The organism is Mesorhizobium sp. M1E.F.Ca.ET.041.01.1.1 (genome assembly GCF_003997355.1).
GTDB lineage: Bacteria > Pseudomonadota > Alphaproteobacteria > Rhizobiales > Rhizobiaceae > Mesorhizobium.
In genome coordinates, this window is sequence record NZ_RZSL01000197.1 from 1 (window position 1) to 9,839 (window position 9,839).

The window sequence follows — 9,839 nt, forward strand, 5'->3', positions numbered from 1 at the left end:
GTCCTGCGCGTACAGCAGGCCCTGGCGATGCGTGATCAAGCCGATGTCGCCGACCTGCAGCGGTCGCAGGATGTAAGGCACCTTGGGTTCGGGCTTGTCGCCGAGCAGGTCCTGTACCGTGCGCATCGCCTTGACCAACCGCTCCTGGTCGGCGGGCGCGAGACGATCGAGCAGCGTCCGCACCTGGTCATGCGAATCCTGGTTGAGCGGCGCGAAGGCGTCCCTGCCCGCGGGCGTGAGCGCGATCGGCGAGCGCCGCGCATCGGCCTCGGAAGCGATGCGCTCGACCAGGCCGCGCTCCTCTAATTTCTTCAGCAGACGGCTGACATAGCCTGGGTCGAGGCCGAGGTCGCGCACGAGATCGGTGGCGACGAGCCCGTTGCGATGGGCAAGCTCGTAAAGCACCCGCGCCTCGGTCAGCGAGAACGGGCTTTTCAGCAACCCTTCGTCGAGCAGGCCGATCTGGCGAGTGTAGAAACGGTTGAAGGCGCGCACGGCGTCGATGCGTTGCTTGCCCGGGTGATCGTGGATGGTCATGGATGTTCCTCCTGCCCTGCTCAGGATCAACCATTTAGTTGACTTAGTCAATAAATCGATCAGTGGAGCTTCACAATCTTGCGAGGTTCCACTCGTCATTGACGCCGGATACGGTGAGGTGGACGCGGAGATAGTGTGATGGAAAACATTCGACCCATTAAGACCGAAGCCGACTACGACTGGGCGATTGCTGAGATCACCCACTATTTCGAGAATGAACCGGCCATCGGCAGCCCGGAAGCCGACCGCTTCGACGTGCTGGCATCCCTTACGGAGGCTTATGAAGCCAAGCATTATCCGATTGAGACGGCGGCGAGATAAGCACCCTCACCCCATCGGAAGTGTCGGCCAGAACTCCACGATTCGGCCATCGGAAAACACTGCAATCGCCCCGAAATGCTGCAGCACCGCCTCACTCTGCGTCGGCCGCAGGAAGGCGTAGTCTCCGGGCTTCACATTCGCCCCGGCCGGCAGGCCCATGAACTGTTGGTTGGACGATAGCCCGACCAGGCCATTCGGTTTCATGCCTTTGGGGAACACCGGCTCGGCCATCCACTTGCCGCCGTAGAGATAGCAGCCCTTGCGCGGGAAGAGGCCGAGCGCCTGCAGCGTGCGGGAAACCGCTGCCGGGCCGGGCAGCACCGGATCGAGCGCCTTCAGGATCGACGTCGCAATGAAGGCGGCCGGCTGGAAGCCGTCTAGGCCGGGCGTGTCGAAATCCTTGGGCAGCACGAAGGCCGAGCCGATCGAGACTTCGTTGGCCACGCCTGAGCCATGCAACAGCGCCGTCCTGGATCCGCCGATGTTGAGGATGCGGCGCTGGTCCGGTCCGAGGACGGCGACGAATTCGGCGGCTTTCGCCGATGCCTGCTTCAGCGCCTTGGCCGCGCCGCCGAACAAGCCGGGGATTTCCGGCGCATGCGCCTCATAGGCCATGATGCCTTCGCAGCGCAGGCCCTTCGGGATCGTCAGCGCCTTGATCTCGGCGGGACTGGAAAAGCCGCCGCGGTGCAGCCCGACATCGACCTCGAAGGCGAAACGCAATTCGGCATCGAGCGCGGCGGCTAAAGCGCCATACTCTGCCAGCCGCTCCGGCGTGTCGATCAGCCAGCAGACGCGCGACCGCCAGCCGGCGCCGCCCTTGGTCAGCGCCGCCTTGACGGCACCCATCGGCATCGGCTTGCCATAGAGCAGGTCGCCTTCGGGAAAGGCGTCGAGCACGGCTTGCGTCACCGGCGGATGGAAGGTCATGAAGCGGCTGGTGCCGAGCGCTCTGGCGATATGCGCAAGCAGCGGCAGGCAAGGCAGCGACTTGTCGACCAGCCGCACGGCAAGGCCAGGCGCCAGCCTCTGCTTCACCAGCGCGATGTTGGCGTCGAGCCGGTCGCGGTCGAGCACCAGGCAGGGCCGAAAGATATCGGCCGCCTTCAGCGCCTTCGACAGCTCGGCAAAATAGGCGCTCATTGTCGGATGCCAAAAGGACCGGGCTCGATGCCGAACAGGCCGGCCATGTAGGGCGACACGAAACGGTTTTCGGGATCGATGTCTCGCCGCACCGCCATAGCATCATCCCAGCACGGATATAGTTTCTTGAAGTCCGCGGCCTTGAGGCTGTGCATCTTGCCCCAATGCGGCCGGCCGCCATACTTCAAGAAGATCGGCTCGGCCGCGCGCATGAAGGGCAGCGGATCGTTCGCGGCATCGTGATGGATGGCGATCGAGCAGGTCAGCCTCTTGTGGAAGGGCGAAAGCCAGAACGCGTCGGGCGCTACCGAACGCACCTCCATCGGGAAATAGACTTCCGGAAAGTGCTTCTCCGTCAATTCGATGATCTCGGCCAGGGCCTTCGGACCATCCTCGTAAGGCAGGTGGTATTCCATCTCGTTGAACCTGGTGCGGCGGTCGCTGACATAGACGTTGAACCAGTCCTGCACATAGTCCTCTGACGGTACCTTTTTCACCGCGCCCTTGATCAGCGCGCGGCGCAGCGAGGGCAGCCAGCGCAGCATGGTGCGCAGCTTGCGCAACGTCGCCAGCCCCTCCTCGTCGTCCTCGGTCGGCCGAGCCGTCGTCGGCTGGTCGCTGAGATCGCTGGCGATGAACTGCGCGTAGCCGGAAAACGGGATGTAGTAGAACTCGGCCGAGCGGTGCGCGGCCATCATCGTCTCGAAGTCGCGCAGCATGTCACCGATCGGCAGCACCCATTTGCGGCGGCGCAGCCGATAGGTCGGGACGTTGTTCATCGTCACTTCGGTGAGCACGCCGAAGGCGCCGAGCGCGACACCGGTGGCGTGGATCATGTCCTGATCCCCTGCGCGGCTATATTCACGCAGCTTGCCCTGCCCGTCGACGAATTGCACCGTCTCGAGTTGCGTGTGATAGGCGCCGAGCGTCGGGCCGGAGCCATGCGTGGCGGTGCCAAGCGCGCCGCCGATCGCCTGGCGGTCGATGTCGCCCATATTGGGCAGGCCCTGGCCGATATCCTGCAGGATGTGCATCAAGGCGCCGAGCCGCGTGCCCGCCCTCACCCGCGCGCGGCTGGCCGCGGCCTCGTGCGAGACCAGCCCCTCGATCTTCTCCAGCGAGACGATGGTGCCGTCCGACTGCACCAGCGGCGTGAAGGAATGACCGGCGCCGGCGACGCGCAGCGGTCCGGGCGCCGAGCGCACCAGTTCGACCAGTTCGCCGGCGTCGGCGGGTGTCGCGATCAGCTTCGGCGCGGCCTTCACGAAGCCCGACCAGTTGCTCCAGGCGTTCGCCATCGTCACCTCCCGCTCAGGCTGGAATGCGGCGCCGCGCAACCAGCGCGAAGATGCCGAGCAGCGCCACGCTGGCGAGCGCGGTCGCGGCTGCGAATTCCGGCACGGGGCGGAAATTGTCGCCGTCGATCAGCAGCGAGGCCGCGATCGGCCCTATGGCGAGGCCGAAGAGCTGCGCGGCGGGCACCAGGAGTACCGCTGTTCGTGTCTCGTCGGCGGTGATCGCGAGCCGGATCTGGTAAGGCACGATGAACAGCAGGATGAAGCCCATCACCAACGCCACCGCCCAGAAGACTAGGAGCCCCGGTCCCGACGCCAGCAGCGCCGAGCTGACGGCCGCGACCGCGCCGATGACGGTGATGGCGAGGCGGTAGTCGATGTGCGCCTCGAACACGGTCGCGGTCATGGCGCCTACCACCTGCGCGGCGAGGCTTGCCGAAACCATCAGGCCGACGGTGCGGCCGTCGATGCCGAACTCGGCGCCGAGCGGCTCGAGAAAGGCCCAGACGGCGCCGAAGAACATGAAATAGCAGAAGATCGAAAGCAGCGCGGTGATCGCCGGTATGGTGAGCACGTTGGCAAAATGCTCTTCCTTAGGCAGGTCCGCATAATCGTCCGGCACGGTCCAGGCGACGACGAGCGACAGAAGGCAGACCACGCCAAGCGCGATGAAGCCGCCGGCCGAGCCGGCCGCGGGCACGGCATAGAGCGCAAGCAGCAGCGCCAGCGCGCATTGCGCCAACGTCTGCAGCGTGACGAAATAGCCGCCGATGCGCTCGGCCCGGCGCGAGCGGGCGATCAGCTCGGTGGCGACCGCGACCAGGCCGCCCTCCGCGAGCCCCGCCAGGGTGCGCGCGCCAATCAGCGCATTGGGGCTTGCGGCATAGGCCGTCCAGAAATTGGCGAGCGCGAGCAGGACGAGGAGCACAGCGCTCTTCCAGCGCATGCTGCGCGCCGACAAGAGCATCGCCACGATCGCGGAGCCTATGGCGATCGCGATCATCTCCGCGGTGGCGACCAGCGCCAGCTCGTCGCCGGTGACATGGCCTTCGCTGTAGAGCGCGCCGAGCAGCACCGGCTGCAATCCGAGGATGAGCAGGCCGACCGAACCGATCCAGAGCGCCGAAGCGAGTTGCAGGCCGGTCGGATTGCCGACCAGCCAGTCGCTATCTTCCGATTGCACGGCATCGGTGACAGTCACGAGCGCTCTCCCTTGCAGCCCGCATGAAAAACTGACAAGTTGTCAGCATTTGACGAAACTGATACTTGATCAGTTTGTTGTCAACCGCGAAATCGCAGCTCTCACCGAGAGATTTGGCGCATGACGGAAGCAAGACGAACGGCGACGGAACCTCGGCGCAGGCCCAAGCAGGAGCGCAGCCGCGAGCGCATCGACGCGATCCTCGCCACGACCATGCGGCTGATCGGCGAGAAGGGCATCGACGCGGTGACGATGAAAGAGGTCGGCGCGCTGGCCGGCGGGCCGATCGCCACCGTCTACCACTATTTTCCCTCGAAATCGGCGATTCTCGCCATGCTCTACGAGCGCTTCTCGGAGGAGAGCCGCGCGCGGCTCAGCGAGATCATCGCCAATGTGCGGCAGCGCGACGATGTGATCCCGGCGGCCGACCGGCTGCTCGACGATTATCGCGGCCGCGTCGCCGGCGATCCGGCAATCCAGGATCTGCAGAACGCGATCCAGGCCGACAAGGCACTCAAGAATCTCGACATCGCCGAGACCAGGCGGCAGGCGGAGATGTTCTGCGAGACGGTCGCGCCGCTGATCGAGCCGGACCGGCGCGAGGCTTTCGCGCGCATCGTGTTCCTCATCTTCCAGCTCGCCGGCGGCGTCGTGCGGCTGGCGCTGACGCAGGACGAGGCGGAGGGGCGGCGCACGATCGAGGACTATCGCTCGATCATCCATGCGCAATTGCGGTTGTTTTTGTAGCTTTTGGCTTTTGCGAAGAATGGAGGCGTCGAGTTCCTTCGCGCCCCCCTCTGTCCTGCCGGACATCTCCCCCACTTGGGGGGAGATCGGACGTCACCACGGCTTTCGCCAATCGCCAACGCTGGAAGAGAATCCACCAGCCAATCGACGGACACCCTCACCCTTGGCGACAGTTGGCGGCTGCGTGGATAGAGCACCGCGATCGGCGGATGATCGGCAAGCACTTCGATCAAGCGGCCTGCCTCAATGTCGGCGGCGAAGCGAAACACGGCGCTTCTATTTTGATACGCCCATGCAATCCGCCTTTTTCGGCATCGCGTCATGCGCAGAAAAATTTCGCGCCATTGCCCCTTCCCGCGCGCCTTGACTCTGGCAAGGCGCCAGCCTATTTCAGCGCCACGTTAGCACTCGCCTTAGGTGAGTGCTAACTCATATCCGGCCTCGCCGGATGGAGGAACAGTTCTCACCGTTCTCATTCGAGGAAGAAAACATGGCAAAGTCCAAGTTCCGCCCGCTTCATGACCGTGTGGTCGTTCGCCGGGTCGAATCCGAATCCAAGACCGCCGGCGGGATCATCATCCCGGATACGGCGAAGGAGAAGCCGCAGGAAGGCGAGATCATCGCCGTCGGCTCCGGCGCCCGCGACGAAAACGGCAAGCTCGTGCCGCTCGACGTCAAGGCCGGCGACCGCATCCTGTTCGGCAAGTGGTCGGGCACTGAAGTCAAGCTCAATGGCGAGGACCTTCTGATCATGAAGGAATCCGACATCATGGGCATCATCGGCTGAATATCGGTCTCTCCATCAACTGAATTATCGGGCTCTGTCCGAGCCCCTGTCAGGAGCTAACTATGGCTGCAAAAGACGTAAAATTCTCCCGCGATGCCCGTGAGCGCATGCTGCGCGGTGTCAACATCCTCGCCGACGCGGTGAAGGTCACCCTCGGTCCGAAGGGCCGCAACGTCGTCATCGACAAGTCGTTCGGCGCCCCGCGCATCACCAAGGACGGCGTCACCGTCGCCAAGGAGATCGAGCTCGAGGACAAGTTCGAGAACATGGGCGCGCAGATGGTGCGCGAGGTCGCCTCGAAGACCAACGACATCGCCGGCGACGGCACGACCACGGCGACCGTTCTCGCCCAGGCCATCGTCCAGGAAGGCAACAAGGCCGTTGCCGCCGGCATGAACCCGATGGACCTCAAGCGCGGCATCGACCTCGCCGTCGGTGAAGTCGTCACCGCTCTCGGCAAGGCCGCCAAGAAGATCAAGACCTCCGAGGAAGTCGCCCAGGTCGGCACGATCTCGGCCAATGGCGACGAGTCGGTCGGCAAGATGATCGCGGAAGCGATGCAGAAGGTCGGCAACGAAGGCGTCATCACCGTCGAGGAAGCCAAGACCGCCGACACCGAGCTGGAAGTCGTCGAAGGCATGCAGTTCGACCGCGGCTACCTGTCGCCCTACTTCGTCACCAACGCCGACAAGATGGTCGCCGATCTGGAAGACGCCTACATCCTGCTGCACGAGAAGAAGCTCTCCAACCTGCAGGCCATGCTGCCGGTCCTGGAAGCCGTCGTTCAGACCTCGAAGCCGCTGCTCATCATCTCGGAAGACGTCGAAGGCGAGGCTCTGGCCACGCTGGTCGTCAACAAGCTGCGCGGTGGCCTGAAGATCGCCGCCGTCAAGGCGCCGGGCTTCGGTGATCGCCGCAAGGCCATGCTGGAAGACATCGCCATCCTCACCGGTGGCCAGGTCATCTCGGAAGACCTCGGCATCAAGCTCGAGAGTGTCGGCCTCAACATGCTCGGCCGCGCCAAGAAGGTGTCGATCTCCAAGGAGAACACCACCATCGTCGACGGCGCCGGCAAGAAAGAAGAGATCCAGGGCCGCGTCGCCCAGATCAAGCAGCAGATCGAGGAAACCACCTCGGACTACGACAAGGAGAAGCTGCAGGAGCGTCTCGCCAAGCTCGCCGGCGGCGTTGCGGTGATCCGCGTCGGCGGCGCGACCGAGGTCGAGGTCAAGGAAAAGAAGGACCGCGTTGACGACGCGCTGAACGCGACCCGCGCGGCCGTGGAAGAAGGCATCGTCGCCGGCGGCGGCGTCGCCCTGCTGCGCGCCTCGGGCAACCTCAAGGCCACCGGCGTCAACTCCGACCAGGAAGCCGGCATCAACATCGTGCGTCGCGCGCTGCAGGCTCCGGCCCGCCAAATCGCGGCCAACGCCGGTGCGGAAGCCTCGATCGTTGCTGGCAAGATCCTCGAGAACAAGGCCAACACCTACGGCTTCAACGCCCAGACCGGTGAGTATGGCGACATGATCGGCATGGGCATCGTCGACCCGGTCAAGGTCGTGCGCACCGCTCTCCAGGACGCGGCCTCGGTCGCCGGCCTGCTCGTCACCACCGAAGCCATGATCGCCGAGGCTCCGAAGAAGGAAGCCGCCGGCGGTATGCCGGGCGGCATGCCCGGCGGCGGCATGGGCGGCATGGGCGGCATGGATTTCTAAGAAGTTCAGTCCCATAGCGTATACGGAAAGGGCGGCAGAGATGCCGCCCTTTTTGTTTGGCTTGCGGCGGCCAGAGTCCAAAGGCAGGCAAGCTTCGTACAGCTGCGGTTGGCGAAAGCCTGCGCGACAGCCAATCTCCCCCCTTGAGGGGGTAAGGCGCCGACGCCTTCCGCGACGAGAGACGGCGCTGGCGCTCCACGCGCAGCGACCCCCTCTGTCGCCTTCGGCGACATCTCCCCCTCAAGGGGGGAGATCAGCAGCGTGCGCGCTCTGCTTCGTCTTGCCCGAGCGCACCGCCGCCTCGACCAAGGCCACCACTTCGTCAGCCACGACCGCAAGCGCCGAGCGGTCGCGGGTGGCGCGGGCGATCACCATCAGGCCCTCGAGCGAGGATTCGACTAACAGCGCCAGCGCTTGCGCGCGGCGCTCGGCCACCCCTGCCCTGACGAAGGCCTGGTGCAACAGGCCGATCCACTGCTCGAAGGCCGAGCGGCAGATCTCCACGAGGTCGGGCACATCGTTCGGCGCGTCCAGCACCACCGGCGCGACCGGGCAGCCGAGCGAGAATTCGTTCTCTTCCAGCATGCGTGCCACCGACTGGTAGATACGGCGGACGGCGACGGCCGGGTCGCCTTCCGTGGCAAGATCGGCGGCGAGCCGCTCGGTGACCTTTGCCACGCTGTCGCGCGTAACCTCGATGACCAGTTGGTCCTTGCCGCCCGGGAAATGGAAATAGAGCGAGCCGCGAGGAGCGCCGCTGGCGCTCAAAATGTCGTTGAGCGAGGTGCCGTGATAGCCGCGCCGCCTGATGAGCAGCGCCGTCGCCTCGATCATGCGGGTGCGCGTGTCCGTCGCCACATCAACCTCTGGCCATGTCAACTTTTGTCAGGAGTCGCATTATAGGCCTTGCCCATAATATGACAATCGGTCTACATAATATGTAAATCGGTCTACATATTTGAGAGGCAGCAAATGCAGAAATATCGGCTTGAAGGATTCGGCGGGATCGAGAAGCTGGTGGCGCGCGAGGAGGCGATGCTACGGCCCGGCCCGCACCAGATCGTCGTGCGCGTGCGCGCCACCTCGCTCAACCGCCGCGACACGATGATCCTCAACGGCACCTATCCGCTGACGCCCCGCGCTGGCATCGTTCCGCTTAGCGACGGCGCTGGCGAGGTGGCGGCGGTCGGCGACGGCGTCACACGCTTTGCCGTCGGCGACCGCGTCACCGGCAGCTATTTCGCCCGTTGGGTCGACGGCCGCATGCATCCCGGCATCGTCGACCAGCTCGGCTGCACGCTGGACGGCATGCTCTCGGAATATGCCCTGCTCGACGAGCAATGGGCGGTGCGGCTGCCCGACCACCTCTCCTGGCACGAAGCCGCGACCTTCACCTGTGCCGGCCTGACCGCCTGGAGCGCGGTGACGGGCGCCGAGATTCCGAAGCCTGGACAATGGGTTCTGGTCATCGGTTCAGGCGGCGTCGCATTGTTTGCGCTGCAGTTTGCCAAGCTCGCCGGCTGCCGCGTAGCGGCCGTCACCTCACGCGGCGAGAAGGCCGACAGGGTGCGGGCGCTCGGCGCCGACCTCGTCATCGCAGCCACCGAGACGCCGGAATGGGGCATGAAACTGCGCGAGGCGACTGGCGGCATCGATCTCGTCGTCGAGACCGGCGGTCCGGCCACCTTCGCGCAATCGCTGATCGCAAGCACGCTTTACGGCCGCATCGTGCTGCTCACGGTGCAGGACCAGAAGGGCAAATCGGTCGAAATTCCAAGCGCCGTCTATCAGCGCAGCCTCGCCACCATAAGCCGTGTCTTCGTCGGCAGCCGCAACGAGCTGGAGGCGATGCTTGCAGCCGTCGCCACCCATCGGCTGAAGCCGATCATCGACAGGGTTTTCCCCTTCGCCGAGGGGCGCGAAGCCTACCGCCATTTCCAGCAGGGCGACGTCTTCGGCAAGGTTGTCATCGACGGCGTGTGACCAACCAGAGAGGAGAAACGGCAATGACAATTCGCGAATCTTCGGCCGAGTGGCAGGGCACGCTCAAGGAGGGCTCCGGGCGGTTGCGGCTGGGCAGCGGCGTGTTCGAA

The 9,839-nt window shown here is 64.8% G+C and carries 11 protein-coding genes and 1 pseudogene; 6 read left to right on the forward strand and 6 right to left on the reverse strand.

Going from position 1 to position 9,839, the window contains the following annotated elements; genetic code table 11:
* Nucleotides 1–537, reverse strand: a 537-nt coding sequence (locus tag EOA38_RS17485; protein ID WP_145965986.1) for a MarR family winged helix-turn-helix transcriptional regulator, incomplete at its 3' end; no start/stop codon positions are given.
* A gap of 138 nt (nucleotides 538–675) precedes the next feature.
* On the opposite strand from EOA38_RS17485, the gene EOA38_RS17490 reads away from it, so the two are divergent.
* Nucleotides 676–858: a transcriptional regulator gene (locus EOA38_RS17490; protein ID WP_126094440.1), complete on the forward strand. Its 183-nt coding sequence runs from the start codon at nucleotides 676–678 to the stop codon at nucleotides 856–858.
* A gap of 6 nt (nucleotides 859–864) precedes the next feature.
* Here EOA38_RS17490 and EOA38_RS17495 read toward each other — a convergent pair whose 3' ends face one another.
* Genes EOA38_RS17495 through EOA38_RS17505 form a run of 3 tightly spaced genes read right to left on the reverse strand, consistent with a single transcriptional unit; the run spans nucleotide 865 to nucleotide 4,497 of the window.
* Complete coding sequence (locus tag EOA38_RS17495) at nucleotides 865–2,001, reverse strand: alanine racemase (RefSeq protein WP_126094441.1); 1,137 nt, start codon at nucleotides 1,999–2,001, stop codon at nucleotides 865–867.
* Nucleotides 1,998–3,299 carry a D-arabinono-1,4-lactone oxidase gene (locus EOA38_RS17500; protein ID WP_126094442.1) on the reverse strand — a complete coding sequence of 434 codons (1,302 nt, stop codon included), beginning with the start codon at nucleotides 3,297–3,299 and terminating at the stop codon, nucleotides 1,998–2,000. Before EOA38_RS17500 ends, EOA38_RS17495 begins: the two co-directional genes overlap by 4 nt.
* A gap of 13 nt (nucleotides 3,300–3,312) precedes the next feature.
* Nucleotides 3,313–4,497 (reverse strand): MFS transporter, encoded by a 1,185-nt coding sequence (locus tag EOA38_RS17505; protein ID WP_126094443.1) that lies wholly within the window; start codon nucleotides 4,495–4,497, stop codon nucleotides 3,313–3,315.
* Between the two features lie 120 nt (nucleotides 4,498–4,617).
* Here EOA38_RS17505 and EOA38_RS17510 point away from each other — a divergent pair, with 120 nt between their 5' ends.
* A complete protein-coding gene (locus tag EOA38_RS17510; protein ID WP_126094444.1) occupies nucleotides 4,618–5,244 on the forward strand; it encodes a TetR/AcrR family transcriptional regulator in 627 nt (208 codons plus the stop codon).
* Between the two features lie 134 nt (nucleotides 5,245–5,378).
* Here the strand turns inward: EOA38_RS17510 and EOA38_RS41120 are convergent.
* A pseudogene (locus EOA38_RS41120) lies at nucleotides 5,379–5,495 on the reverse strand (LysR family transcriptional regulator); the annotation flags it as partial.
* Between EOA38_RS41120 and EOA38_RS39215 the strand changes: the two are divergent.
* The 3 genes from EOA38_RS39215 (at nucleotide 5,454) to groL (ending at nucleotide 7,746) form a co-directional block, all read left to right on the forward strand.
* Complete coding sequence (locus EOA38_RS39215; RefSeq protein ID WP_189350117.1) at nucleotides 5,454–5,672, forward strand: hypothetical protein; 219 nt, start codon at nucleotides 5,454–5,456, stop codon at nucleotides 5,670–5,672. The pseudogene EOA38_RS41120 and the gene EOA38_RS39215 sit on opposite strands and share 42 nt — an antisense overlap.
* A gap of 62 nt (nucleotides 5,673–5,734) precedes the next feature.
* Complete coding sequence (gene groES / locus EOA38_RS17520) at nucleotides 5,735–6,031, forward strand: co-chaperone GroES (RefSeq protein WP_073987612.1); 297 nt, start codon at nucleotides 5,735–5,737, stop codon at nucleotides 6,029–6,031.
* 62 nt (nucleotides 6,032–6,093) lie between these two features.
* Nucleotides 6,094–7,746 (forward strand): chaperonin GroEL, encoded by a 1,653-nt coding sequence (gene groL, locus EOA38_RS17525; protein ID WP_127299802.1) that lies wholly within the window; start codon nucleotides 6,094–6,096, stop codon nucleotides 7,744–7,746.
* Between the two features lie 240 nt (nucleotides 7,747–7,986).
* Here the strand turns inward: groL and EOA38_RS17530 are convergent, their stop codons facing one another.
* A complete protein-coding gene (locus EOA38_RS17530; RefSeq protein WP_126094446.1) occupies nucleotides 7,987–8,604 on the reverse strand; it encodes a TetR/AcrR family transcriptional regulator in 618 nt (205 codons plus the stop codon).
* 114 nt (nucleotides 8,605–8,718) lie between these two features.
* Between EOA38_RS17530 and EOA38_RS17535 the strand changes: the two genes are divergently transcribed.
* The gene (locus EOA38_RS17535) at nucleotides 8,719–9,729 is read left to right on the forward strand and encodes an NAD(P)-dependent alcohol dehydrogenase (RefSeq protein WP_127299803.1); all 1,011 of its coding nucleotides are present in this window, start codon (nucleotides 8,719–8,721) and stop codon (nucleotides 9,727–9,729) included.
* Nucleotides 9,730–9,839 lie beyond the last annotated feature (110 nt).